Annotated in this window: 21 protein-coding genes; 15 read left to right on the top strand and 6 right to left on the bottom strand. The window is 58.0% G+C overall.

Features of this window, described 5'->3' with window-relative positions; translation table 11 throughout:
* Positions 1-12: 12 nt before the first annotated feature.
* Both BMOU_RS00490 and BMOU_RS00485 read right to left on the bottom strand, forming a co-directional pair.
* On the bottom strand, positions 13-855 hold the full coding sequence (locus tag BMOU_RS00490) for a MetQ/NlpA family ABC transporter substrate-binding protein (RefSeq protein WP_034873757.1): 843 nt from the start codon (positions 853-855) through the stop codon (positions 13-15).
* 159 nt (positions 856-1,014) lie between these two features.
* Positions 1,015-1,770, bottom strand: a complete 756-nt coding sequence (locus BMOU_RS00485) for a Cof-type HAD-IIB family hydrolase (RefSeq protein WP_412093555.1) — start codon at positions 1,768-1,770, stop codon at positions 1,015-1,017.
* Between the two features lie 186 nt (positions 1,771-1,956).
* Between BMOU_RS00485 and BMOU_RS00480 the strand changes: the two genes are divergently transcribed.
* From BMOU_RS00480 to BMOU_RS00470, 3 genes are all read left to right on the top strand, one after another.
* Entirely contained in the window at positions 1,957-3,105 is a 1,149-nt protein-coding gene (locus tag BMOU_RS00480) for a M20 metallopeptidase family protein (protein ID WP_034873755.1), read from the top strand.
* 108 nt (positions 3,106-3,213) lie between these two features.
* Positions 3,214-4,911 carry an NAD+ synthase gene (locus BMOU_RS00475; RefSeq protein WP_034873753.1) on the top strand — a complete coding sequence of 566 codons (1,698 nt, stop codon included), beginning with the start codon at positions 3,214-3,216 and terminating at the stop codon, positions 4,909-4,911.
* A 22-nt stretch (positions 4,912-4,933) separates the two neighbouring features.
* Entirely contained in the window at positions 4,934-5,164 is a 231-nt protein-coding gene (locus BMOU_RS00470; protein WP_034873751.1) for a hypothetical protein, read from the top strand.
* A 25-nt stretch (positions 5,165-5,189) separates the two neighbouring features.
* Here the strand turns inward: BMOU_RS00470 and BMOU_RS00465 are convergent, their stop codons facing one another.
* On the bottom strand, positions 5,190-6,431 hold the full coding sequence (locus BMOU_RS00465) for a CdaR family transcriptional regulator (RefSeq protein ID WP_235143623.1): 1,242 nt from the start codon (positions 6,429-6,431) through the stop codon (positions 5,190-5,192).
* Positions 6,432-6,513: 82 nt separating this feature from the next.
* On the opposite strand from BMOU_RS00465, the gene BMOU_RS00460 reads away from it, so the two are divergent.
* From BMOU_RS00460 to BMOU_RS00425, 8 genes are all read left to right on the top strand, one after another.
* The gene (locus BMOU_RS00460) at positions 6,514-7,872 is read left to right on the top strand and encodes a GntP family permease (protein ID WP_051428837.1); all 1,359 of its coding nucleotides are present in this window, start codon (positions 6,514-6,516) and stop codon (positions 7,870-7,872) included.
* 49 nt (positions 7,873-7,921) lie between these two features.
* The gene (locus BMOU_RS00455) at positions 7,922-9,061 is read left to right on the top strand and encodes a glycerate kinase (protein ID WP_034873748.1); all 1,140 of its coding nucleotides are present in this window, start codon (positions 7,922-7,924) and stop codon (positions 9,059-9,061) included.
* 184 nt (positions 9,062-9,245) lie between these two features.
* Positions 9,246-11,621, top strand: a complete 2,376-nt coding sequence (gene pflB, locus BMOU_RS00450) for a formate C-acetyltransferase (RefSeq protein WP_034873746.1) — start codon at positions 9,246-9,248, stop codon at positions 11,619-11,621.
* 116 nt (positions 11,622-11,737) lie between these two features.
* Positions 11,738-12,619: a pyruvate formate-lyase-activating protein gene (pflA, locus tag BMOU_RS00445; protein WP_034873744.1), complete on the top strand. Its 882-nt coding sequence runs from the start codon at positions 11,738-11,740 to the stop codon at positions 12,617-12,619.
* Between the two features lie 141 nt (positions 12,620-12,760).
* A complete protein-coding gene (locus BMOU_RS00440; RefSeq protein WP_034873742.1) occupies positions 12,761-13,438 on the top strand; it encodes a DUF3000 family protein in 678 nt (225 codons plus the stop codon).
* On the top strand, positions 13,422-14,723 hold the full coding sequence (locus BMOU_RS00435) for an HRDC domain-containing protein (protein WP_034873740.1): 1,302 nt from the start codon (positions 13,422-13,424) through the stop codon (positions 14,721-14,723). The genes BMOU_RS00440 and BMOU_RS00435 overlap by 17 nt, the downstream gene beginning before the upstream one ends.
* Positions 14,724-14,776: 53 nt before the next feature.
* Positions 14,777-16,147, top strand: coding sequence for a trigger factor (gene tig / locus BMOU_RS00430; protein ID WP_034873738.1), 1,371 nt, complete (start codon positions 14,777-14,779; stop codon positions 16,145-16,147).
* 76 nt (positions 16,148-16,223) lie between these two features.
* Positions 16,224-17,177: an exonuclease domain-containing protein gene (locus BMOU_RS00425; RefSeq protein ID WP_171001940.1), complete on the top strand. Its 954-nt coding sequence runs from the start codon at positions 16,224-16,226 to the stop codon at positions 17,175-17,177.
* 67 nt (positions 17,178-17,244) lie between these two features.
* On the opposite strand, the gene BMOU_RS00420 is transcribed toward BMOU_RS00425, so the two are convergent.
* A complete protein-coding gene (locus BMOU_RS00420; RefSeq protein ID WP_034873735.1) occupies positions 17,245-17,994 on the bottom strand; it encodes a YdcF family protein in 750 nt (249 codons plus the stop codon).
* A 244-nt stretch (positions 17,995-18,238) separates the two neighbouring features.
* Between BMOU_RS00420 and BMOU_RS00415 the strand changes: the two genes are divergently transcribed.
* The 4 genes from BMOU_RS00415 (at position 18,239) to BMOU_RS00400 (ending at position 21,866) form a co-directional block, all read left to right on the top strand.
* Entirely contained in the window at positions 18,239-18,856 is a 618-nt protein-coding gene (locus tag BMOU_RS00415; protein WP_034873733.1) for a GNAT family N-acetyltransferase, read from the top strand.
* Positions 18,857-18,939: 83 nt separating this feature from the next.
* Positions 18,940-19,893, top strand: coding sequence for a 3-hydroxyacyl-CoA dehydrogenase family protein (locus BMOU_RS00410; protein ID WP_034873731.1), 954 nt, complete (start codon positions 18,940-18,942; stop codon positions 19,891-19,893).
* 391 nt (positions 19,894-20,284) lie between these two features.
* Complete coding sequence (locus tag BMOU_RS11440; protein ID WP_003841521.1) at positions 20,285-20,971, top strand: hypothetical protein; 687 nt, start codon at positions 20,285-20,287, stop codon at positions 20,969-20,971.
* Positions 20,972-21,029: 58 nt separating this feature from the next.
* Complete coding sequence (locus BMOU_RS00400; protein WP_235143622.1) at positions 21,030-21,866, top strand: ImmA/IrrE family metallo-endopeptidase; 837 nt, start codon at positions 21,030-21,032, stop codon at positions 21,864-21,866.
* Positions 21,867-22,205: 339 nt separating this feature from the next.
* On the opposite strand, the gene BMOU_RS00395 is transcribed toward BMOU_RS00400, so the two are convergent.
* Positions 22,206-24,617 carry a hypothetical protein gene (locus tag BMOU_RS00395; RefSeq protein ID WP_034874384.1) on the bottom strand — a complete coding sequence of 804 codons (2,412 nt, stop codon included), beginning with the start codon at positions 24,615-24,617 and terminating at the stop codon, positions 22,206-22,208.
* Positions 24,618-24,862: 245 nt separating this feature from the next.
* Complete coding sequence (locus tag BMOU_RS00390; RefSeq protein WP_235143621.1) at positions 24,863-25,486, bottom strand: GNAT family N-acetyltransferase; 624 nt, start codon at positions 25,484-25,486, stop codon at positions 24,863-24,865.
* Between the last annotated feature and the right edge of the window lie 493 nt (positions 25,487-25,979).

Raw genomic sequence — 25,979 nt, 5'->3', positions numbered from 1 at the left:
TATGTTAAGGCCTTAGAAGACCGGCACCACGGCACCCTTGTAGTTCTTGTTGATGTAATCGCGAACCTCGTCGGACTTCAGGGCCTTCTTGAGTTCCTTGGTCTTGGCGGTGTTCTCGTTGCCTTCCTTCACCACGAGGATGTTCTGGTAGGTCTTTGCGGCCAGACCGCCGGCCTTTTCGGTAGCCAGGGTGTCCTTGGTCGGGTCGAATCCGGCCTGGATGGCGTAGTTGCCGTTCAGGGCCGCGATGTCGACGTCCTTGATGACGGTCGGCACGACGGCTGCCTCAAGCTCCTTGAACTGCAGGTTCTTCGGATTGGAGGTGATGTCCTTCGGAGTGGCGTTGATGTCCTTCGGATCCTTCAGTTCGATCAGGCCCGCGTCCTGCAGCAGCAGGAGCGCGCGTGCCTCATTGGTGGCATCGTTCGGCACCGCCACGGTGGCGCCGTCCTGAAGATCCTTCAGACTCTTGGTCTTGCCCGGGTACAGGCCGAACGGCTCGAAGTGGATGCCCTCCACGGACACCAGATGGGTGCCTTTCTCCTTGTTGAAGTTATCGAGGTACGGCTTGTGCTGGAAGTAGTTGGCGTCGACCTCGCCCTCTTCGGTGGCGGTGTTCGGCTGCACGTAGTCGGTGAATTCCTTGACGACCAGCGTATAGCCGTCCTTTTCCACGATCGATTTGACGGCGTTGTTCAGAATCTCCGCGTGCGGGGTCGGAGAGGCGGCGATGGTGATGGTCTTGTCGTCCTCTTTGGAAGCGCCGGAGGCATTGGCATTGCCGCATCCGGACAGTCCGAAGGATGCGACGGCGGTGATGGCGAGTAGTGCGCCGAGAATCTTCTTGTTGCGCATGATTGGGTTCCTCTCTCGTTTCGTTCATGCCCACGGCCTGCTTTCCGTGTGCCGGCGAAGAAACAATATAGAGGATTCGTTGTCCTAAACGCGTCGGTTCCTTATCGGAATTACTTATGGATGGTATGAAATCCGCAATATGTCGCGGATTTCATACCACTACAAAATCTCGAAATGATGCAGGGCGTTGGCTATCCCCGCATCATCCACATTGTCGGTGATGTAGTCGGCCACGGCCTTCGGCTCTTCGGTGGCGTTGCCCATGGCCACTCCGATTCCCGCATACTTCAGCATGTCCACATCATTGCCGCCGTCGCCGAAGGCAATCGCATTCATGCGGTTCCATCCGTAATGCTCAAGCATGACCTGCATGCCCTTCGCCTTGCCCCCATCGGCGGGAATCAGATCGGTGAAGTCCGGATGCCAACGCACGCCGCGCACGTTGTCGCAGATTCCGGTGATTTCGGCTTCGACGGTCTTGTCGACGTAAGGACTGATCTGGAAGGTGGGATGGTCCGCGATTCGGGTATGCGGATCGCAGATATCGACCTTCGGCGCGGTTTTGCCCAGACTTCTCCAGGTCTGCCGCATCGCCTCGTCGACGCGGTTGAAATACCCGTGGTCGCTTTCCGCATAGTTGGCGATGACGTTCGTGTGCTCGTCCAGCCACATGGTGATCCTTTCCACATCGGTCTGATCGAGCGGATGACGATAGGAAAGTCCGGTGTTATCCACGCAGTATTGGCCGTTCAGCCCCACAATGCCATCGAAGGTGACGGGAATCGTGTCGAGCACCACACCCATGTACGAGGGGGCACGACCCGAGCAGATGAAGATTTTCACCCCCTTGTCTTGCAGGGCATGGAGCGCGTCGATGGTGGATTGTGGCACGACATGCGTCACAAAACTGGTCAACGTGCCGTCAATGTCGAAAAAACGCCGCCTTGATGTCCGCAACAGCCATGCCAAACCCTTTCCGCGTCAGACGCAATTCCGAACCACATACCAGCTTACGAAACCATGGTGGGCGTTCCGCGACCGACACGTCAGAATCAGACACGAAAATACGCAAATCATACAAATACGCCTACAATCTCAATCATGAGAGAACATATCGAGATCACGCCGGAAATCATCGAGATCCGTCACTGGCTGCACGCGCATCCCGAGCGTAGCTTCAAGGAATACGAAACAAGCGCCTACATCGAACGGCAGCTGCGTGCCCACGATATTGAGATTCTCAACAATCCGCTCGAAACCGGTGTGGTTGGTCTGATCAGAGGCAATGAGCCGGGGCCACGTATCGCCCTGCGCGCCGATATCGACGGTTTGCCGATTCAGGAGGATACCGGCCTGCCGTTCGCGTCCGTGAATGACGGTGTGATGCACGGTTGTGGCCACGACCTGCATATGTCGTATCTTCTTGGAGCCGCATTCTGGCTCGCCAAACACCGCAAGCAGATCAGGGGTTCCATCAAACTGCTGTTCCAACCCTCCGAAGAGACGGGACTCGGCGCGAAGGCAATGGTCGATGCGGGACTGTTGGCCGACGTCTCGGCGGCCGTCGGCGCGCACAACAACCCCAACTACGCGCCGGGACAAATCGCCATCGGCCCCGAACCGATGATGGCCGGATGCGTGAAGTTCCATGTGACCCTGCACGCCACCGGCACACATGCCGGCTACCCTCACAAGGGCACCGGACCGATCGAGGCGCTCGCCACGATGATTCTGGCATTGCAGACCATCGTGAGCCGTAACGTCTCGCCATTCCACCCGCTGGTACTGTCCATCACCGAACTGCACGGCGGGCACGTGTGGAACGTGGTGCCCGACAAGGCCAGCTTCCAAGGCACCGTACGCTACTTCCATAAGTCCGACGGCGAACTGGTCGGCCGTCGTTTCGAGGAACAGGTCAACGCCATCGCTGCAGGGTACGGCATCACCGCCGATATCGATTGGGATGATTTCCAGGATCCGCTCGTCTCCGACGAAGGACTGTCCAAAGCCGTTGCCGACGATGTGCGCGAATACGCCCAACTCGAGCCGATCCACCCTTCGATGGCGGGGGAGGATTTCTGCGAGTACGGCAAGGTCACATTGCCCGTATTCGCTTTCATCGGATCCAATGGCGAGGCGGGATGCCCGGATTGGCACAGCCCGAACTTCGTGGGACTCGACGAGTCGTTGCAGGCCGGTGTGGAATTCTACGCCAACGCGGCGCTTACCGTGCTCAATGAGCTTGCATGATGCCAGACTGAACGGAATGGTGCGGGCGAACGGCGCGCATGTGGTTTTTCATGCCATATGCGCGCCGTTCGCGTGGACGATACGCACAGCGCAATAGACTAGGCAAGTATGACTGACATTCGTTTCGCCCTCGCCCAAATCGACACCTGCGTAGGTGACCTCGACGCCAACGCCGACAAGGTCATGCACTACGCGCATCTGGCGGCAGCGCAGCACGCCAGGGTGGTCGTGTTCCCGGAAATGACCCTGACCGGCTACCCGATCGAAGACCTCGCCCTACGTGGCACCTTCCGCAAAGCCGCATGGGACAAGGCCAACTGGCTTGCCACCGAACTCGCCGCAGACGGGCTCGACGACCTGTTCGTGGTGGTTGGCACCGTGGGCACCGACCGTGAGAACTCCAAACCACGCAACCGACTCGTCGTACTGCACGATGGCGTGGTCTGGGCCGGTTACGACAAACACTTCCTGCCCAACTACGGCGTGTTCGACGAATTCCGCATCTTCAGCCCCGGCAACAAATCCACGGTGCTCGACGTGGACGGCGCACGCATCGGCGTGGCCATCTGTGAGGACATCTGGCAGGATGGCGGCCCGGTCGCCGAACTCGCCGAACAGAACATCGATCTGCTGCTGACCATGAACGGCTCGCCGTATGAGGAGGGCAAAACCGACACCCGCTTCGACCTGGCGGTACGTCGTGCGGCCGAGGTGAACGCGCCGATGATCTACCTCAACCAGGTCGGAGGGCAGGACGACCTCGTGTTCGACGGCGGCAGCTTCACCGTCGATGCCGACGGCACGTTGCTGCAGCGCTCGCCTATGTTCATGGAGGACCTGGCACTCTTCGATCTCGACACCACCGCCGAACGTCAGAACATCGGCGTCATCGCAGCCAAACCCGATCCGGACGAGGAGGTGTACACTGCGTGCGTATTGGGATTGAAGGACTACATGGCCAAGAACCATTTCAAGGGTGTGTGCCTCGGTCTGTCCGGCGGCATCGACTCCGCGCTGGTGGCGGCCATGGCGGCCGACGCTGTGGGTGGCTCCAATGTGTACGGCATTTCCATGCCAAGCATGTACTCGTCCGATGGCTCCAAGGACGATGCGGCCGATTTGGCGAACAACATCGGCGCGCATTACGACATCCAGCCCATCGAACCGCTATTCGTGGCCTATCAGAAACAGCTCGATCTGGAAGGCGTGGCCGCCGAAAACCTGCAGGCCCGCATTCGTGGCGTGATCGTGATGGCCTACTCGAACTCCAAGGGCCTGCTTGCGGTGGCCACCGGCAACAAATCGGAGCTCGCCTGCGGCTATTCCACGATCTACGGCGATGCGGTCGGCGGCTATGCTCCGATCAAGGATCTGCTCAAGACACGCGTATGGGAGATTTCCCGTTGGCGTAATAAGGCGGCCGCCGACGGCATGGGCATCGGTGGGTTGCGTATCGTTGGCAATGAGTCCGGTTCGGCGGGTGTCGCGCTACCCGACGGCGTGATGATTCCCGTCAACTCGATCGAGAAGGCGCCGAGCGCCGAGCTGCGCCCAGGTCAGAAGGATTCCGATTCGCTCCCTGAGTATGCGTTGCTCGACCAGGTGCTCGCCATGTACATCGAACATGCGCACGGGCGCGCCGACCTGTTGGCCGATGGCTTCGACGAAGCCACCGTCGACACGGTGATGCGCCTGGTGGACCGTGCCGAGTGGAAGCGCCGCCAGTATCCGCTGGGACCGAAGGTCACCGCGCTCGCGTTCGGGCGTGACCGCCGGCTGCCGATCACCAACGCCTTCCGTGAGTAGACCGCAAAGCGAGTAAAGGAGCATGGATATGGAAAAGCAGTGGTACTTTAACACGGTGACCGAGCAGCCCGAGCTGGGCATGATCTCCCCGGCCAGCCATCGCATGGGCCCGTACAAGACCCGCGAGGATGCTCTCGACGCATGGAAAATCGTGCAGGAGCGCAACATCAAGTGGGAGGAGCAGGACCGCGAATGGAAACGCTGGTCGGAGGATTCGAAGGATTCCGCCGGCGACAGGCCCGATTCGGTCTGATCTGATTCGTTCGGTCCTGCGCCGTTCAGCGTAGGCGGCGGCTATGTTGCCTGCGCAGAAGAAATGCCAGCGCCAGAACGGTGTGGTCGTTGAGGTTGCGCGGATTGTAGCCGGTGACGGCGGCGATGCGGTTCAGATGGTTCTGCACCGTGTTCTTATGCAGGAACAGTTCCTTGGCGGCGGCGTTGATGCTGCCGTTGTGCCTCGTGTAGGCGTCGAACGTGGTCTCGAATGCGTCGACCACGTCATCGTCCAGCTCACCGAACACCAGTCGCGTCAGTGCCTGCGCTCGTTCCGGGGGAATCTCGGGAATGATGAGCCCCATGTCGAGGTCCGCATACCGGGTGAAGGTCGAAAGCCCCTCGTCTTCGCCGCCGTAACGCCGAAGCGCCGTTGACGCGGTCGTCGCGAGAGGCGAGGCGTCGTTGCGTTCGGCGGCTACCGGCCGGGGTGGAACATGGGTTCCGACGCCCCACTGCAACGCGGCCAAGGCCTGGTCGTAGCTATGCCGACAATCATGCATGGTGGATGCCCTGCCGCCGACGCCGCAGTGCACGGCATGCCCGGTGAGAGACGAAATCAGCGACCCCGTGGCGCGAATGACGGATTCAGCGGCCTCGTCATCGGAATCGATGATGAGCAGCAGACATTCCTGCGGGGTCAGTGCGGACAATACGTCGGAACGTCCCTCGCCCTGCCGCTGCAATGCGGAGACGATCCGCTCCTGATGCGTCAGCAGGTCATGGGGATCACCGCAACGTATCGACGCGATCATGCACGGCAGGCCAAGGTCGATGCCCAGCATGGATGCGAGGCGTTCGCTGTCCGTCGCATTCCCGCTGCCATAGGCCAACGCCGTGATCAGCGAGTCTAGCAGGGTCCGGCGATTGAACCGGGCCAGCTGGTCGAGATGCTCACGGATCAGTATCTCGGTCATTTTCTGCAATACGGTGCCGAAGGGTTCGACCTCATCACGCTCGCCAGTGATGCCGATCACCGCCACCGGCTCGCCGTCGAACTGCACCGGCACGTTGACGCCGTTCCTGGCGCCGGCAAACCGATGCCCGTCATCCACGCACACGGTTTGCCTGCTGGCGATGGCCAGTCGCGCGCCGTCATGCCCGGAGCCGATGCGTGTGGGGTCGGTGCTGGCGATGATGATGCCGTTGGTGTCGAAGAAGTTGATTTCGTGGCGCAACGCATCCTTGAGATGCGTCACGATGTCGGTGGCGATATTCGGATCAATCTCCATACGAAAATAGTACACGTACCATTTCCTTTGGCTGGATAGGGGGAATGTTTCTAGGGCAAGGCACATGGCTTTGAGCCGGTGACCGGGCGGATAATGAATGCAGCGAAATGATTTCGTATCCATCGTTACGAAAGGTGTCAAAGTGGACATTTCATTGCATTGGTGGGCGGCACTACTTGGTCTGGCACTCGCCATCGTTCTGATTCTGCGCAAGCTCAACACCACCTACGCGCTGATGCTCGGCGCCGTGGTCGGATGCGTCATAGGGGGTGCCACACTATCGCAAACTGTTGATATCGTGGTCTCAGGAACACAAAGCGTGATGGGTACCGTGGTACGCGTGCTTGCCGCGGGCGTGCTGGCCGGGGTGATGATGGAATCCGGGGCGGCCAATCGCATCGCCCAGACCATCGTGGTCACCTTCGGCGAGAAACTTGCGATTTTCGCGCTGGCACTCGCCACGATGGTCATCTGTGCCGTAGGCGTGTTCATCCCCGTGGCGGTGCTGATCGTCGCGCCCATCGCCATTGAAGTCGGCTCGAAGATGCAGGTATCCAAGTTGGCGCTGCTCGTGGCGCTTTCCGGCGGCGGCAAGGCCGGCAACATCATCTCCCCGAATCCCAACACCATCGCCGCGGCCTCCGGCTTCGACATCCAGCCCTCCGAAGTGATGGTCTCCAGCTTCATCCCGGCGCTATTCGGCCTGGGCATGGCGGTGCTGCTGGCCACGCTGGTGCAGCATCGTGGCCAGATCGTCACCATGGACGACCTGAACGTCGGCGAAAAAACGAGTGCGCACGGCGGCGGCAAGGCCACCCGCGAACTGCCTTCCATCGGCAGGGCCATGGTCGCGCCCGTGGTCGCCATCGCGCTGCTGCTCATCAATCCGCTGGGTTCGGTGCTGGGCATTACGACGCTCACCATGTTCCAAGTCGACGCGATGTACATTCTCCCCTTCGCGGCCATCGTGGGGTTGTTGGCCATGGGCCAGGGGCGGCGCATCCTCGATTACACCAAAGCCGGCATAACGCGCATGATCGATGTGGTCATGATCCTGATCGGCGCGGGCGCTCTCGGCGGACTCATCACCAACTCCGACCTTCCCGACCAGATCGTGCGCCTGATCACCGCCGCCGGTGTGCCCGGCGCGCTGCTCGCGCCGATCGCCGGCATCCTGATGGCCGCCGCCACCGCATCCACCTCCACCGGCGTGATTCTTGGTGCAAGCTCCTTCGGCGAGACGATCCTCGCCTTCGGCACCACGCCGGTGGCCGCCGCAGTCACCATGCAGGCCGGTGCCACGGTGATCGATGCGTTGCCGCACGGCAACTACTTCCACGTCTCCGCCAAATCAATGAACATGTCCATCGGCGAGAGGCTGGGCGTGCTGCCCTTCGAAGCCCTGATCGGCCTGACCATGACGGTTGTGGCCGTGGTGATGACCATTGTGTTCTAATGCCTGTCCGATAACCTAATCATCCATACCCCTTCCGGAAAGGACTCCCATGAAAATCGTCATTGCCCCCGACTCGTTCAAGGGATCGCTCACCGCACGCGAAGCGGCGCAGTCCATCGAAGCCGGCATTCTCAAAGTGCTGCCCGGAGCCGAATGCGTCAGCGTCCCCATGGCGGACGGCGGCGAAGGTACCGTGCAATCGCTGGTGGATGCCACCGGCGGGCGCATCGTACGCGTGCCGGTCACCGATCCTCTCGGCCATCCGACGAACGCGGAATACGGCATTCTGGGTGACGGCCGTACGGCGGTCATCGAAATGGCCGCGGCAAGCGGCATCCAATACGTCGACGAAACCACACGCAATCCGCTGATCACCACCACCTATGGCACCGGCGAACTGATCAGGAACGCACTGGGGCAGGGCGTCAGCGACATCATCGTGGGACTGGGCGGTTCGGCCACGAACGACGGCGGTGCGGGCATGGCGCAGGCATTGGGCGTGCGGCTGCTGGACGGCAACGGCACCCCGTTGCCGTTCGGCGGTGCGGCGCTGGCCCGACTCGCCACCTTGGACGTATCCGATCTCGATCCAAGGCTCGCCGACGTGCGCATCCGTCTGGCTTCGGACGTGACCAATCCGTTGACCGGCGTGCGTGGCGCATCGGCCGTGTTCGGGCCCCAGAAAGGCGCGACTCCCGACATGGTCGAGCGGCTGGACGAAGCGCTGTCCCATTATGCCGCGGTGATTCGCGAGCAGCTGGGTCGTGAGGTGGAAACCGTGCCGGGTGCAGGCGCGGCCGGCGGCCTAGGCGCAGGATTCCTGGCCTTCACCGAGGCAAGCATGAGATCGGGCGTTGATCTGGTGATCGAAGCGACCGGGTTGGCGAGACTGGCCGAAGGTGCGGACTATTGCTTCACCGGTGAAGGAGGCATCGACTTTCAGACGCAGTACGGCAAAACGCCGATGGGTGTGGCCCGTGCGGTCAAGCAGGTATCGCCGGATTGCACGGTGGTGGCGCTGGCCGGCAACGTCGGTGAGGGCATCGACCAGCTGTATGATCTGGGCATCGATGCGATCTTCGGCATCATGCCGGGTGCCGCCACCATGCGCGACGCCGTCGATCATGCGGCAGGCAACCTGACCCGCACCGCCGAGAACGTGGCACGTCTGCTGGCCCGCAACCTGTAGTTGGTCCGTCCGACCTGCGGGAGACGTTGGAAACGCCTAATACCGGGCAAAAACCCCGATATGTGATTTATATCACGTATATTCGGACCGAATTTCAGCCAGTTTTCAGGCGAGGGCCGATAGAATCTTGAATTAGCGACGACGTAACGATGCGTCGCCAACCCTACACCCAGAAGGAGTGGAAATGGCAGCAGTTGATGCAACGGCGGTCTCCCAGGAAGAGCTCGAGGCGAAGGCCTGGGACGGCTTCACCGAGGGCAACTGGCAGAAGGACATTGACGTTCGTGACTTCATCCAGAAGAACTACACGCCATACGAGGGCGATGAGTCCTTCCTGGCCGACGCCACCGACAAGACCAAGCACCTGTGGAAGTATCTGGACGACAACTACCTGGCCGTGGAGCGCAAGCAGCGCGTCTATGACGTGGACACCCACATCCCGGCAGGCATCGATTCCTTCCCGGCCGGATACATCGACTCCCCGGAAGTCGACAACGTAATCGTCGGCGTGCAGACCGATGTTCCGTGCAAGCGCGCCATGATGCCGAACGGCGGCTGGCGCATGGTCGAGCAGGCCATTCGTGAAGCCGGCAAGGAGCCGGATCCGGAGATCAAGAAGATCTTCACCAAGTACCGCAAGACCCACAATGACGGTGTCTTCGGCGTGTACACCAAGCAAATCAAGATCGCTCGCCACAACAAGATCCTCACCGGTCTGCCGGATGCCTACGGTCGCGGCCGCATCATCGGCGATTACCGCCGTGTGGCCCTGTATGGCGTGAACACCCTGATCAAGTTCAAGCAGCGTGACAAGGATTCCGTGCCGTACCGCAACGACTTCACCGAGCCGGAGATCGAGCACTGGATCCGCTTCCGTGAAGAGCATGACGAGCAGATCAAGGCTCTGAAGCAGCTGATCAACCTCGGCAAGGAGTACGGTCTCGACCTGAGCCGTCCGGCCCAGACCGCCCAGGAGGCCGTGCAGTGGACCTACATGGGTTACCTCGCCTCCGTCAAGAGCCAGGACGGCGCCGCAATGTCGTTCGGCCGCGTGTCCACCTTCTTCGATGTGTACTTCGAGCGTGACCTGAAGTCCGGCAAGATCACCGAGAGCGACGCGCAGGAGATCATCGACAACCTGGTCATGAAGCTGCGCATCGTACGCTTCCTACGTACCAAGGACTATGACGCGATCTTCTCCGGCGACCCGTACTGGGCGACCTGGTCCGACGCAGGTTTCGGCGACGACGGCCGTACCCTGGTCACCAAGACCTCGTTCCGTCTGCTCAACACCCTGACCCTTGAGCACCTCGGACCTGGCCCGGAGCCGAATATCACCATCTTCTGGGATCCGAAGCTACCGGAGGCCTACAAGCGCTTCTGCGCCAAGATCTCCATCGACACCTCGGCAATCCAGTATGAATCCGATAAGGAGATCCGTGGCCACTGGGGCGACGATGCCGCGATCGCCTGCTGCGTCTCCCCGATGCGCGTGGGCAAGCAGATGCAGTTCTTCGCGGCCCGTGTGAACTCCGCCAAGGCGCTGCTGTACGCCATCAACGGCGGCCGCGACGAAATGACCGGCATGCAGGTCATCGACAAGGGCGTGATCGAGCCGATCACTCCGGAAGCCGACGGCACCTTGGATTACGAGAAGGTCAAGGCCAACTACGAGAAGGCTCTTGAATGGCTGTCCGAGACCTACGTGATGGCTCTGAACATCATCCACTACATGCACGATAAGTATGCATACGAGTCCATCGAGATGGCTCTGCACGACAAGGAGGTGTACCGCACCCTTGGTTGCGGCATGTCCGGCCTGTCGATCGCGGCCGACTCCCTGTCCGCATGCAAGTACGCCAAGGTCTACCCGATCTACAACAAGGACGCAAAGACCACTCCGGGCCACGAAGACGAATACGTTGAAGGCGCCGATGACGATCTGATCGTCGGCTACCGCACCGAGGGCGAGTTCCCGCTGTACGGCAACGACGACGACCGCGCCGACGACATCGCCAAGTGGGTCGTCTCCACCGTCATGGGCCAGGTCAAGCGCCTGCCGGTGTACCGTGGCGCCGTCCCGACCCAGTCCATCCTGACCATCACCTCCAACGTGGAGTACGGCAAGGCCACCGGCGCCTTCCCGTCCGGCCACAAGAAGGGCACCCCGTACGCTCCGGGCGCCAACCCGGAGAACGGCATGGATTCCCACGGCATGCTGCCGTCCATGTTCTCCGTCGGCAAGATCGACTACAACGACGCTCTTGACGGCATCTCGCTGACCAACACCATCACCCCTGATGGTCTGGGCCGCGACGAGGACGAACGTATCGGCAACCTCGTAGGCATTCTGGACGCCGGCAACGGCCACGGACTGTACCACGCCAACATCAACGTGCTGCGCAAGGAACAGCTCGAGGACGCCGTCGAACATCCGGAGAAGTACCCGCACCTGACCGTGCGCGTCTCCGGCTACGCGGTGAACTTCGTCAAGCTCACCAAGGAGCAGCAGCTCGACGTGATCTCCCGTACGTTCCACCAGGGCGCCGTCGTCGACTAGGACTAACGGGCGCCGCGTGAGGCGGTAATACGACAAGGGGCGGTGCTTGAAAGGCTTCGCCCCTTGTGTTTTGCTTCCGGATAAGGAAGCCTTCACAAGCAATGAAAGGGACACTGATGTCTGAAATCGCACAGTTCCGCACCACCACCAGGCACATGCTTAAAGGCTCGAAGGCCTACGCCAGCCAGACGCTGATGGGAGGCCTGTCCGGCTTCGAATCGCCGATCGGCATGGATCGACGGGACCGCATCAATGCGCTGAAAAGCGGTGACATCGGCTTCGTGCATTCCTGGGACATCAACACATCCGTCGACGGGCCCGGTACGCGCATGACGGTATTCATGAGCGGCTGCCCGCTACGCTGCCAGTACTGCCAGAACCCCGACACCTGGAAGATGCGCGACGGCAAGCCCGTCTATCTGGAGGCGATGATCAAGAAGATCGACCGCTATGCCGACCTGTTCAAGGCCACCGGTGGCGGCATCACCTTTTCGGGGGGCGAGTCGATGATGCAACCGGCATTCGTCTCGCGAGTATTCCGCGCGGCCAAGGAGATGGGCGTGCACACCTGCCTTGATACCTCCGGCTTTCTCAACAGAAACTATACGGACGAGATGATCGACGACATCGACCTGTGCCTGCTTGATGTGAAATCCGGTGATGAAGAGACCTATCGTGTGGTGACCGGGGGAGTGTTGCAGCCCACCATCGATTTCGGCCAGCGCCTCGCCAAGGCCGGCAAGAAGATCTGGATACGGTTCGTGCTTGTGCCGGATCTCACCTCCGCGGAGGAGAACGTCGAAAACGTGGCGAAGATCTGCGAAACGTTCGGCGATGCGGTGGAGCATATCGACGTGCTTCCCTTCCACCAGCTCGGCCGCCCGAAATGGCATGAGCTGCGCATTCCGTACCCACTGGAGGACCAGAAGGGACCGTCGGCGGCCATGAAGCAGCGCGTCATGGACCAGTTCCGCTCCCACGGATTCATCGTGTATTAAAGCCTTGCCTAGGGTTTCGCCGGCGGAAAGCCGTCGGCGAAACCGGTTCGGAGCGGTGAGGAATGCAAATCTTCACATTCGACTCGGAGTGAAATACCCCGAAATACCATAAATTGCATGAGTCTGCCTTAGCCTTGAACTATGGCGGACATCTATGCATTCCCTTTGGGTACGCCCACTGCAGCGCGTGCCAACGGCAAGGAAAGCCATGCCGCCGACATGCCGATGAACAAGCCCCTTGACGTACCCGATGCCGTGTGGAACGCGGTTCTTTCCGTACGGAACATGCAGCGGGTGAACGGCGTGGCCTATCGTGAGATTCCGATACCCTGCGCCCTGGCCGATTTCGGCATCGGCGTGGCGTTGGAGGGCAGCCCGTATCTCGACGAGAAAACCTACTTCCGCAATGATCGCGGCATGATGGGAAGCCATTGCGTGAAGGCGGACGGCTGGATCATGGTGCTGTATTCATGCGAATACCGTGACGATTGGCATTCCCATTGGCGCTGCGTCGCGTTCGCTTCCTTGCCATTGCCCCATGAGGAGGAGGATTGCCTCGCCCCGTCGATGTACTGGGATTCCATGCTCGATCGTCTGGACGGAGCCTACGCCCAGGATGTTTCCGGTACCGTTACGGTTACGCGGAACACCGCCTTCGGCCTGATCCGCAACGTGCCGCGCGCGGGCTGCGAACTTCGCGTGTCTTGGACTCCGCTAGACTATGCCGATGGGGGTCTCGATGCCGGCGCTCAGGTTGAATCGTGGGCTTGGTTCCTCCGGTCCATGACGCAATCTGAGGAGGATGTTCCCGTTGAATGACGAGCCGAGGCTGCAGTCCGAACCGCGCGAGGGCGTACCCGATGTGATTGACACGTTGCCGGCCTTCCGTGATTACTGCGACCTTGTGGCGGCCGGGACGGGCTCGCTGGCGGCCGATGCGGAACGAGCCTCCGGGTACCGTTACGGACATGAGGACTGGCTGGTGCAGTTCAAGCGTACCGGTGCGGGCATCGGTCTGCTCGATCCACAGGCATTGGCGCAAGCGGGAGCCGACTGGAACGATTTCAACCGTGCGGTGGGCGATGCCACGTGGATTCTGCATGATTCCCTGCAGGATCTTCCCGGATTCGCGGATCTCGGCATGGCGCCGCAACGGCTGTTCGACACGGAGATCGCGGCGCGGCTGCTTGGCATGCACCGTTTCGGTTTGGCGGCCGTTACCGAGCATTTCCTGGGATTGACGTTGGCGAAGGAGCATTCTGCTGCGGACTGGTCATACCGGCCGCTGCCTCGTGACTGGCGCAATTACGCCGCCTTGGACGTGGAGCTGCTGATCGAGCTCGAACAGAGCCTGCTTGCCGAATTGAAAAGGCAGGGCAAAAGGGAATGGGCGGAGGAGGAGTTCGCCTACGCGCTGCATGAGGGACTGTGCCCGCGCAAGGAGCATCCGGTGCCGTGGCTGCGCATCTCGCACATCACCGAAATCGCCAGGGACCGGCAGGCGCTTGCCGTGGCGAAGGCGCTATGGGAGAAGCGCGACGAACTGGCCCGTCATTTCGATATCGCGCCGGCCCTGCTGCTGTCGGATTCCTCGATCATCGAAGCGGCGAAACGCAAGCCCCACAATGCGGCGCAGTTCCGTGCGATTCGTTCCATCAACGAACGGGTGCGTATTCAGTCCGACGCCGCTCAGGAGAAGATGTTCGAGCGATATGCTCCCATTCAGCGCAAGGTGAAGCCAAGCCTATGGAAGGCGGTCATCCAACAGGCGCTCGACATGCCGAAGAGCGAATGGCCGACCATGCCGAGCTCTCGGCCGAACAATGACGAATCGCAGACGCATGCGCCGAAATCGATGCGATTTTGGAAGGATCGTTATCCGGAACGATTCAGTACGTTGGAAAAGGCGCGTAAGACGGTGCTGCAGATATCGATCGACACACATACGCCTGCGGAAATCATCATCAAACCGCAGTACCTGCGCAACCTGTGCTGGACGGATGAACCGCAAAAGCGTAACGTCGCCGAATTCCTCAAGGAGCAGGGCGCGCGCGACTGGCAAGTGTCGCTTATCGCAGAGTCCGTAAGTCGCGCTATTATGTAGAGGTTGCCTAACGGCAGACCAGTTGAAGAACCGTATTTTTCAGGAGCGCAAGCGTGAAAATCAGCGTCAGGAATCTTGAGCCGACCAAGGTGAAGCTCACCGTCACCGTCGATCCGGAGGAGTTCAACCCGTATCTCGACGAGGCTCGCAAGGAAATCGCCAAGCAGGTCAACGTGCCTGGCTTCCGTAAGGGTCACGTGCCCGGCAAGATCATCGATCAGCGCATCGGCTTTGGCGCCGTCGCCGGCGAGGCCGTGAACAATGGCGTGCCGGAGCTGTATTCCAAGGCTCTCGAAACCAAGAAGATCCACCCGATGGCCCAGCCGGAGATCGACGTTCAGGAAGTCCCGGAATCCGCCAAGGACGAGACCAAGCTGAAGTTCGTGGCCACCGTCGAACGCCGCCCGGACATCGAGCTGCCGGAAGTGGAAGGCATGGAGATCGAGGTCGAGAAGGCCGAAATCACCGATGAAGACATCAACAACCGCCTGGAAGCCCTGCGTCAGCGCTTCGGCACCCTCGTGGGTGTGGATCGCCCGGCCGCCAAGGGCGACTATGCCAACATCGACCTGAACGCCGAAATCGACGGTGAATCCGTCGATTCCCAGGAGGGCGTAAGCTACGAGCTCGGCTCCGGCACCATGCTCGACGGTCTGGACGAGGCTCTCGAAGGCCTGTCCGCCGGCGAGGAGACCACCTTCGAGGGCACCCTCGAGGCAGGCGAGCACGAAGGCGAGAAGGCCCAGATCAAGGTCAAGGTCAACTCCGTCAAGACCGAAGAGCTCCCGGAGCTCGACGATGACTTCGCTTCCGAAGCCTCCGAGTTCGACACCCTTGACGAGCTGAAGGAAGACCTCAAGAAGGCCGCCTCCCAGGATGCCGAAGGCCGTCAGGCCACCGCCGCCCGCGATGCCTTCATCGCCAAGCTGCAGGAAGGCCTGGAGATTCCGGTCCCGAAGGGCGTCAAGGCCGAAATGGTCGAACAGCAGCTCAAGAACGTGACCGCCGATCCGGACAAGGCCACCAAGGAGCAGAAGGCCGAAGCCGAAGAGACCGTCGAGAAGGAACTGCGCGACCAGATGGTGCTCGACGTACTTGCCGAGAAGATGGACATCAATGTCTCCCAGGCCGACGTGTTCAACTTCCTCGCCTCCATCGCCCAGCAGTACGGCATGGATCCGAACGCCTTCATCCAGGCCATCATGCGCAACGGCCAGCTCGGCTCCGCCGTGCAGGAAGTCGGCCGTTCCAAGGGCCTGCTTGCCGGTATGCGTGCCGTGACCTTCAAGTCCGACGGCGAAACCCTCGACCTGAGCGCCTTCCTCGGCGAAGCCGCTGAGGACGAAGAGGCCGAAAGCGTCGAGGCCGCTTCCGCTGCCGCCGCCGTGGCCGACGAACTCGCCGCCGACAAGGACGCCGAGTGAGTCTGATTCGCTGAATCAAGCATCATAGGAGGTTGGAATCCGAACGGGTTCCAACCTCTTTTCTATACTTACATACGTGAATTCCAAAGGATATGCGGTCGTTGACTTCGAGACCACCGGGCTGAATCCGGCACGCGGTGACCGGGCCATAGAAATAGGCCTGGTGCACGTGGCGCCGGACGGCACTCTTGAAGACGAGCATGAGACGCTGATTCGCGTGCATCGCGATATCGGCGCGCAGTGGATCCACCATATCAGCGCCGTCGAGCTCATTCATGCGCCGGAATTCGAAGGCATCGCGCACGAACTGCGCGACCTGCTTGCGGGGCGTGTATTCGTGGCGCATAATGTGGCGTTCGACTCGAAATTCCTATTGTCGGAATATCGGCGTTTGGGTGCCGATATTCCTGTGAATCCGCATACCATGCTGTGCACCATGAAACTGTCGCGATCCTTGATCGGTGTCGGCAGTCTTGCCGATTGTTGCCGTGAATTCGGCATCGACAACGAGGACGCGCACAGTGCCTTGAGTGACGCGCACGCCACGGCGTTGCTGCTTGGCAGACTTATGGACGCCGATCCGGAATGGAGTGGCTGGCGGCGCCGACTGGATGCCGCCGAAGAGGCAGGGGAGCACTGGCCGGAACTCGCGTCCCTCGAACGACGGGAATGGCTGCCCCGCCGCAGTCACGTCGAAAACAATCTGCAATGCATGATCGGCGGCGCATCGGCAATCGGTGCCGACGATGCGACCGGTTTCAATCCACCGTTGCCGAAGGATTTTCGTCTGCACGTGGGCGACAAAATCGTGCTTACCGGGTCGATGCGTCAGCGGCGATCCGACTGGGAGGCCGAGCTGGAGAGCATGGGGCTTGAAGTCAGGCCATCCGTCACCAAACAGGTGAGACTCGTGGTCGCCGCCGACCCCTATTCCGAATCGACCAAAGCGCGCAAGGCCCGCGATTACGGCATTCCGATCGTGGCGGAACATTGGCTGGAACAAGCCATGATGAACGGCATCGACTACTGATGACGCGCTGTCACGCTTTTTTCGGCATCCGGCTGACCCGTCTCTGAGCAAGGCCTGAGCCAGCGTGTTACAGCAGGAATTTGATTTCGGCGAAGAACTCGCGGACCATGTTGTTGACGAGCATGTCCGGCGGAGAGCCGGCGGCAATGCCTTGCGCATCGTCAAGACCGTTCTTTTGCGCAATCTGCATTGCCCGGAATACGTGGAAGTCGTTGGTGATGATGCCCACTGAAGCGTTCTCATCGGCAATCAGCTTTCTGCTGTTGATGATGTTCTCTTCGGTGGTCTTCGACTTGGATTCCTCCACGATACGGGATTCGGCAATGCCGTTCGTCTTGAGATAGTCGGCCATGCCCTGGGCTTCCGGGAACGGTTCGTTCGATCCCTGCCCGCCGGAAACAATGCAGATGGTCTTCGGATTGTCGTTCAGATATTCGATCGCCTTGTCAAGTCGGAACTTCAGTACGCGGCTCGGCCTGGCCCTATGCACTTGCGCACCGAGTACGATCACATAATCCAGACCGGGTTTGCCCTGCGCACCCATTTTGCTGACTATACAGCCTTCGACCGTTCCGAATGCTACCACCGCGATGCAGATGAGCGCCACGAGAATGCCACGGATCAGACGGGGCATCGCGTCCCACCAGTGGAACAGGAAACCGCCCCCGAGCACTTCGAACAACACCGCGAACACGACCCAGACCATCCAGAAGTTGGTGCCGGAATGCGTTTTGAATACAGCCCACGCATAGCAGACGCATGCGAAAGCCAACACCATGCACGTACCAAACACCACTTGTCTTGCAGTCGTTCCCATAATGCCTCTCTCGCGGTATCTCTGGCGGACTTGACTTCAGCATACCCATCCGGACCCGTACGAAGACCTGATGATTCGCGGGCCATACGAACCATTCGCAAATGCCTTGACGCGAATGGAACGAATCGATACGTGATTTCGTGCCTGCAGATCGTTCTCAGACGGGAGGAACGGCAGAACGGCATGACTCTGATATCGGGCCGTTATCAAGTAATCCGATGAAGCATATGCTATACACGTGCGTATGGCACATGATGTTGTTGTAAGACGGTTGCGTGAGGCGGATTATCCGACGATGGAGGAGCTGGTTCGGCGGACTTGGTATGCCGATGGCGATCCGAACATCTCCCGACGTCTGGCGGCCATCGACGTGCTTGAAGGATTGGCTCGCGCCACGCATGCGATGACGGCTGAACTGAACGGTGAAGTGCTAGGCGTGATCTTGGGTTCGGTCCGTTCCGAAAAGACGCGATGGCATCGATTGCCGTATCGGTTGCGGCAGATTAGGCTTCTGCCGCCGCTGCTGTTCAGCGGGGAGGGCCATCGGCGTCTGGCGGAGGAACTTGAGATTCTGCGGGTTGACGATGACCTGCGTCGCGAGACGGACAAGACGTATGATGCAGAAGTCGCGCTCTTCGTCGTTTCGCCTGCCGCACGCGGCAAGGGCGTGGGCGGCAGGCTGTTCGGCGAGATGATGGGCCTGTTCCGCAAGCTTGGCGTTCGGGAGTATTTCCTGTTCACGGATACGTCCTGCGACTACGGTTTCTACGATCACCGAGGGTTGGTCAGACGGGCCGAACGCCACGTGGATGCGGATGGGAAGCCGAAGACGTTCTTCCTTTACGAAGGCGGGCTCTTATGAAACGTTCAGATTCGCAGCCTAGGCTACAAGATGTTGGCGGACGGTGATGTCCGTGTGAACAATTCAAGGATTGCGAGGTTGCAATGGTCAGGGATATACGAACAATCGCCAATATCGGATCGGGAACCATGGGCCATGCCACGGCATTGCAGTTCGCCGTGGCCGGCTACCCGGTGAAACTGGTCGACTGCTCGCAGGAGTTGCTTGATGCCGGTATGGCGAGGATTCGTTCCGATGCCGAGGAGTTCGCGCAGGCCGGTCTGCTGGCCCAAGGGGAGAGCGTCGAGGATGTGCTGTCGCGCATTACCACCTATACCGATTACGAGCATGGCGCGACAGGCGCGGATTTCATCATCGAATCGATCGTCGAAAAACTTGACGTCAAGCAGAAGGTCTGGAGCGAGATTGAGCAATACGCCCCGGAAGACGCCATTTTCGCAACGAACACCTCCGGACTGAGCCCGACGTCCATCCAATCCGTATTGAAGCACCCGGAACGACTCGTGGTCGCGCATTTCTGGAATCCGGCGCAGCTCATGCCACTGGTCGAGGTGGTACCGGGTGAGAGCACTGCCGAAGAGGTGGAGGACGCCACATTCGAGCTCATGCGCAAGATCGGCAAGAAGCCTGCGAAAATCAGGAAGGAATCATTGGGGTTCGTGGGCAATCGCCTGCAACTCGCCGTACTGCGCGAAGCGTTCAACATCATGAACGAAGGCATCGCCGACGCGGAAACCATCGATACCGTGGTGAAATACAGTCTCGGCCGCCGCTGGAATCTGGTCGGACCGGTCGCCAGCGCCGACCTGGGCGGATTGGATACGTTCTACAACGTCAGCACCTATCTGCTCAAAGACATGGACAACGGCACCGAGCCGAGCCCGTTGCTGGAAGCCAAGGTGCAGGCTGGCGATCTGGGGGCCAAAACCGGTCGGGGCTTCTACGAGTGGACCGGCGAGACCGGGCAGGCGATCATTCGCCAACGTGATGAGAACCTGATCCGCCAGCTTGTCGAAGACGCCCGCAAAGAGGCGTAGGAGTCCGGTAATCAGAAATGTATGGTGCCCTCGGATACGTTCGAGGGCACTGTCACGTTCCGGTGTACGGTGATTGCCAAAGCAGGGGAGCATGTCAAGGAACCGTCAAAAGAATTCTGTGAATCGGAATTCGGCGTTCCATGGCGTGGAGTGAGTGGCATGCGTGACTGGATTATACGTGATGACGGTCTTGATTTTGACCGTTGTACTATTCCGTAATTCATGAGATACCGTAAGTTCTTGCGATTCTGCAGCCATACGTCGGAAGGCAGTCGCAGACGCTGCTTACGACGAAGGATCCTTTCGAAGATATGGATCTTGTCCATATCTGTTTGCTGGGTATGCTACGATAAATACAGATTTCCTGTTTTGTACAAAGAAATGAGGATTTATGGCGCTTGTTCAACCTGATTTTGCAGGTAAAGTGCGGTGCTTTGAAGGAGAAGATGCGTATAGGGAATTCCAGCGTATCTTCGGTTTTTCTGCAAAGTATGTAGTTTCCGCCGCGATGAGGGCTCTCCGGCCGGTCATTGAAACGGATCACATTCATGCGCAGGCAAGTGCGGAAGGTTCCGGTTTCTATCACACGTTCGTGTCAGAAGTGAAAGCGGAGATCGATACCTTGGATAGGTGGACGGCAAACAGGGATGTTGATAATCGTATGTCTCCGCGAGCATACCGTAATGATGGTCTCGTCTTGGCATTTGCCCCAGGCAACGGCGCAACGGGGCGCTCGTCAAGGGAACTTGGACTTAGGCACCTTGGGCCTGTGACTGCTCTTGAATTGCAAAGACATAATGCTCAGACCGATCAGATGACGCTTGATTTCAATCAGCTTTCCGCGGAGGCTTCCTCACGTCCACAAACGTTTTGGTTGATTGTCTATAAACGAGTTGATGATCGAGTTTCGCTGGAGGTATCGCTTCCAATCGCTGATCAGAACGAGTGTAGGATTGTGGGCTGGGATAAGCGTCTTATCTTCGGTGAAATTTCTTGGAATGCAGCTATTGCGGAGGCTGAGAATAATGATGAGCGTAACGAGAGCGGAGATGTGGCTGTCGCCATTTCCGCAAGATGATGGGTCTTGTTTTCTACTTGATTCCACTCGTATTCGTTGCGCGCGCGAAACAGCAGGTTTGAGCAAGGTTCAGCTTGCTCAGTTGATATCCGTTGATCCCCGTACGGTAACGAACTATGAAACGAACGGTGCACCTCAATCTAAAACAGTTGCTTTAGCAGAAGCGTTGAAGGTCATGCCTTCGTTTTTCACTATTCATCCGTCCGAGCCGGCCATTGAGGATCTTTCCGAAACGCAGGTTTGGTTCCGCTCGTTGCGTAAATCAACCGCACGGCAACGCAAATCCGCCATAGGGCATGGGAGGAGTGCCTTACTGCTATTTCATTGGATTGAAAGCCATTTCCGTCTTCCGAACTGCGATCTCCCGATGGAGCAAATGGCGCAGATGCCTCCTGAGGCTTCGGCTTTGGCGTTGCGCGGCGATTGGAGTTATGGGGAGAACCCTCTTCCCAACATGGTTAGCTTGGCTGAGTCGCACGGTATTCGTGTTTTTTGCCTGCCTTCCGTAGGCAAGGAAGTTGACGCGTTCAGCTTCGTGTTTGATGGGCAACCATATATTGCGGTTGATGCGCATAAAACCCCGGAACGTGTTCGTTTTGATATTGCACATGAGATTGGTCACCTCGTGATGCACGAAGCGTCGATGAGCGAGCTTGATGCAGGTACTCGTGATATCGAGAAGGAAGCGCATGAGTTCGCTTCCAATCTATTAATGCCTGAACGCAGGGTGAAGGCTCTGGTTCCGCATCATGCTTTGATTGGTGACATCTTCAAGGCGAAAAAAATATTTTGGTGTGGCTGCCATGGCAATGGCATACCGTGCGCACGCATTGGGAAGGTTGACGGATTGGGAATACCGTTCGATGTGTTCCCGACTGACCAGTATGGGGTATAGAACGGCTGAGTCTGATGGTATCGATACCGAGAAATCACAGGTTTTTGGCTTTGTGGCCAGCACGAATCGTGCGAAAGGAATCTCTGTGAACACCGTTAGCGAGGAGACGGGATTGACAAGCCGGGAGCTGCATGATCTTTCATTCGGCAACTTTATGACGGTCACTTCAGGCGGGCGGGAGACGGCTGATGGAAATGTGACGAGCAAGCCCAAGCTGGTCCTTCACGTCAATAGGAATTTCCAGACGGGAGAGTAGCCATTGTGTTTGCTGTTGATCGTAGGTCTCTTGTGAAGTATCAGGGTTTATTGAACTTCCGTAGGACAGATGGTGTTTCAATCTTATGCGCCAAGACGTGCCTGCTTGTTCCGTTCTCCTGCGGCTTTCAGCGCTTTCGATAGTTCTGCATTGCCTCGCTTCATGTACTTGAGACTGCGATTAAGCACTTTGAGCATTTTCTTCGGCGTAAGCTCGTCGTCTTCGATTTTCTCTTCCTCCTCAAAGGCTGCATCATCGGAGATATTACGTTTGATTGACTCAATTCTCGCTTCCAGCTCGACTATTCGCATGTTGAGCGTGGTGTTGATTCCATTGACGGAGGCAAAATCATCGTATCGGTTGATGAGCACTTCCTTGCAAAAGCCTACCAGTTTTGCACACTCCTCAAGAACGTAGCTTCCGTTCATTGCGAGTGCCATTGACGAAGCTGCGGATAGACCCGACCCACCGGCCGCGCCAAGCAAAGCTCCGCCACCTGCGATGAGCATTGTCCCGCCTGCCATTCCCGCGCCTCCGGCGGCAATTGCGCCACCTCCAAGGAACGCCAGACTTGCGCTGGTGAGCGCTGCTCCGGAAAGGGACGCGGTCTCAGCTCCGAGCGCAGCCGCGAGTACAGGGGCGATTGACGGCGCGAGATAGAATGCGGTGCCGGCTGTGACGACTGCGATGATGGCCGTGCCGGCGAGTCCGGCTACTCGCTTCGTTGTTGCCCCATTGAGCATGTCGCTTGTATTGTTCACTGTTTTGTTGAGTTTCTGCAAGCTTTTGGCGCTGATAGCTTCTTGCTGCGAGCAAAATACCTTGTTGATGTAATTCGAGCAGAGTTTAAGCCCTTTGTAGTTTTTATCATTGTCGCCATGTAGGAAGATATAGGGCTTGAATCTGATAAGTTCCATCGCCACGAGCCATAGCCATGCATCATCCCCGTCTTTGCGAAGCATCTTGATCTCGGTATACAAGGACTCGTCGTCCATGAAATATCCAGTATCTGCGGTCCATATGAGACCGACCGTTTCAGCGATTTTGCCGCTCCATTCGTCAAGCCACATTCTCTTCTTAGCCGTTCGCTTGTCATGCTTCTCGCAGTCGATGTCATACAGCACAATCTGCCGCATGAGCGAGTGGAGGATGCGTGCTTTCTGGAAATCGAGTTTCAAACAGCCGAGATCTGACAATTCGTGCTCATACGCGTCCTCCGGTCTTTCTCCATCCTTCAGCCTCCCGTTCGCTAACGTGGTTCTGGCGTCGACGACGCAGGCCACTACAAAAGTTGCGATTCCAATGTAGTTGATTCGCAACAGGAACTGTACTGGATCTTTGCTCCTCATCGCACGTACGGCGGCATCGGCAACATCAACAGCGGTGAATACCCCGCTGGAGACAGTTATCATGCGGTGCATTGCCGGGGTGTTCCAAGGCAGGATATCTTCAGGCGCTATGTGGTTAAGATCGCCGATGCCTCGGACGTCAAGGTCGGCGATCTCCATAGAAAGTCTACGGCAGAGGTAAAACCCTCGTACGATGCACTGGTTGACAAGCACAGGCATGGTTTGTCTTCCCAATTCGCCGAACATGCCGATTTCCATGCGAAGATCGAATCGTCTCTCGGTGCCTTTAACGATTCTCCCATCTGCATCATGGTCTGCGAGAAGAGTTCCGTTGAATAATCTGGAAAGCCATAGTCTGAAGCCTGTCCCTCCATTTTCGGAATTCTTGAAGAACGGAAGCGTTGACAGTTCCTTCATGAAAGAGAGCAGCGGCCCGGGAATGCCGGTACCACTGCCGATCGCTCCACTTGAGCCGGCCATGTCACTCACCATATGGAAGAACCATCCGATTGTTCCGAAAACGATTTTCTCGTGGAAATTCTTTCCCAGATATTGCCGATCTGATTCATGAATAGGAACCACAATTAGATTTCCTGCCGTATCAGTGCCGACCGACAAGCCAGTGAACTGGGTGAAAATCGACATTGCCAATCCGCCAATGCCGAAATGATGCGTGAAGTCGCGGAAATGATGCTGTTTGCCACCTCCGAAGCTGCTGGTATTTCCATCCGCTGCGAGTTTGTGATTATCTTCGAGTTTCTTGATCGCACCCTTGAGGGAATCTCCCTCGTATCCTTCCGCTCGGGCGGTCTTCATTACTATTCGGTTGACTTTGTCCGTGCCCCATTCGTTTGCGTGGTCAAAGGAAAACTCGCCAGTGAAGAAAGAATCAATTAAGCCTGTGATGACGCCACTACTGACTGCAACGATATAGTCGATTTTGTCTGCGGCATCTACATGTGACTCCCATTTGATGCTTTCAGATAGCTGCTCAGTGATTCCTGAATATGCTTGGCTTGCCGATGTGTCGGATGATTTGTCCTTTGCGGAGCTGCCTTCATTGAAACCTAGTAGCAGCTTCTGTTTCGGGAAAGATAATTCATACCGAACAATGGGCACATCGCCGTCGAAGTCTTCCTGCTGCATGACTAGCCTTTCCCCAATGTCGCACACCATACTTATGGGGTTGCCTGCTCCACATCACTGAATCTGAGCCATGGAGTGCGCAACCCTATGTAGTGACGGACATTTTGTTGCCGTGCCTAATCTGATACAACTATAACAGAGCATATTTATCCCCTAATGATGAATACCCTCGTGCGCTTTTTGCACATCCCTCATAACGATGCCATATGCACCGTCACGGAGTAAAGGATTCGGTTCTATCGCTGCTAGCGCGTATATTGCGTTCTCCTTGTGAACCTAGTATTTGGCGCCATGAACATCTGTTCTTCTTCGCACAAATATCGGTTTACTTTTCTGAAAGCCAATCTTCCCTTGTCATCAGGCTCACATTGCCTGTCCTTTTTTTCGTGCACCAGCGGAACGTCCACATCCTGCGTTTTCCACTGGTACTTGAATCCGCATTTTTCCTGGACGCGCTTGGATTTGATGTTGCCTTCGTAGTAGCCGATCCACACTTTGCGCATGCCGCAGTCCTCGAAGGCATGGCGGAGCATTTCCTTCACGGCTTCCGGCATGATGCCCCGTCCCCAGAAGGGTTTCCCAAGCCAGTAGCCCATCTCGCATTCATCATCCTGGTCGGTCATATCGGTATGGCCATTCAGCTTCAGCTCGATTGCGCCGATGGCTTTGCCGTCTTCTTTCAGACAGACGGCATAAGCCTCTTTGCCGTTAAGAACATTCCTGATCACGCCCCGGCTCTCGTCTAGACACTGATGTGCGGGCCATCCGGCGATCGGTCCCACATCGGGATCGCTGGCGTATGTATATAAGTCCTCCGCATCGCTTTCTTCCCATCGGCGCAGAATGAGTCTGTCGGTTTCAAGTGTCATGCTTCGCTCTCATTTCTTCTTTTCGTGGCAGGAAGCTCCTCGTACGTTGCTTCCGGCAAAATTCCCCCAGGAACCCCTTATTTATCCTACCGCATCCAGCGTAGCCGGCCATCTGAAGTCATGCTACAGGTGAGGGCGGCCGTTGAGCGATCGACTGTCGTTCATACACGAATCTGAATCAGGGAGGTCCTGGAACATATCAGGATTTCAAGACTTCCTTGCGTGTTGAACGGTGCAAGGATCAGCTTCAAAGATAATATTAGGGGGGTATAAGATATTCGCACGCGTGCAGTTCATACATTTCATGTGATATCGAATAGAAGCAGTGTAAATGCAAAAAAAGCACTTCGGGAGTTAAGTGATGTGGCAGAAGAAAATGGAATTGCCAACATGACTTTGGGCAAAAAATAATGCCGAAATGAGTGCGGTCAGAAGAATAATTTAGGCGAGGTGTGACCTGTGAGAAGAGAAATGCAATGCAGTTGGTCTGAAA

Origin of the sequence: Bifidobacterium moukalabense DSM 27321, assembly GCF_000522505.1 — a bacterium.
GTDB lineage: Bacteria > Actinomycetota > Actinomycetes > Actinomycetales > Bifidobacteriaceae > Bifidobacterium > Bifidobacterium moukalabense.
The sequence above is the reverse complement of the archived record's forward strand: the minus strand, read 5'-3'. Positions and strand labels throughout refer to the sequence as shown.

Coding starts and splice junctions, on each gene's coding strand:
- BMOU_RS00455 (WP_034873748.1), top strand. CDS start 7,922: ATGAAAATCGTCATTGCCCCCGACTCGTTCAAGGGATCGCTCACCGCA.
- BMOU_RS00440 (WP_034873742.1), top strand. CDS start 12,761: ATGGCGGACATCTATGCATTCCCTTTGGGTACGCCCACTGCAGCGCGT.
- BMOU_RS00395 (WP_034874384.1), bottom strand. CDS start 24,617: ATGCAGCAGGAAGACTTCGACGGCGATGTGCCCATTGTTCGGTATGAA.
- BMOU_RS11440 (WP_003841521.1), top strand. CDS start 20,285: ATGGCGCTTGTTCAACCTGATTTTGCAGGTAAAGTGCGGTGCTTTGAA.
- pflA (WP_034873744.1), top strand. CDS start 11,738: ATGTCTGAAATCGCACAGTTCCGCACCACCACCAGGCACATGCTTAAA.
- BMOU_RS00415 (WP_034873733.1), top strand. CDS start 18,239: ATGGCACATGATGTTGTTGTAAGACGGTTGCGTGAGGCGGATTATCCG.
- BMOU_RS00470 (WP_034873751.1), top strand. CDS start 4,934: ATGGATATGGAAAAGCAGTGGTACTTTAACACGGTGACCGAGCAGCCC.
- BMOU_RS00475 (WP_034873753.1), top strand. CDS start 3,214: ATGACTGACATTCGTTTCGCCCTCGCCCAAATCGACACCTGCGTAGGT.
- BMOU_RS00490 (WP_034873757.1), bottom strand. CDS start 855: ATGCGCAACAAGAAGATTCTCGGCGCACTACTCGCCATCACCGCCGTC.
- BMOU_RS00435 (WP_034873740.1), top strand. CDS start 13,422: ATGTTCCCGTTGAATGACGAGCCGAGGCTGCAGTCCGAACCGCGCGAG.
- BMOU_RS00410 (WP_034873731.1), top strand. CDS start 18,940: ATGGTCAGGGATATACGAACAATCGCCAATATCGGATCGGGAACCATG.
- pflB (WP_034873746.1), top strand. CDS start 9,246: ATGGCAGCAGTTGATGCAACGGCGGTCTCCCAGGAAGAGCTCGAGGCG.
- BMOU_RS00480 (WP_034873755.1), top strand. CDS start 1,957: ATGAGAGAACATATCGAGATCACGCCGGAAATCATCGAGATCCGTCAC.
- BMOU_RS00460 (WP_051428837.1), top strand. CDS start 6,514: ATGCAGCGAAATGATTTCGTATCCATCGTTACGAAAGGTGTCAAAGTG.
- BMOU_RS00390 (WP_235143621.1), bottom strand. CDS start 25,486: ATGACACTTGAAACCGACAGACTCATTCTGCGCCGATGGGAAGAAAGC.
- BMOU_RS00420 (WP_034873735.1), bottom strand. CDS start 17,994: ATGGGAACGACTGCAAGACAAGTGGTGTTTGGTACGTGCATGGTGTTG.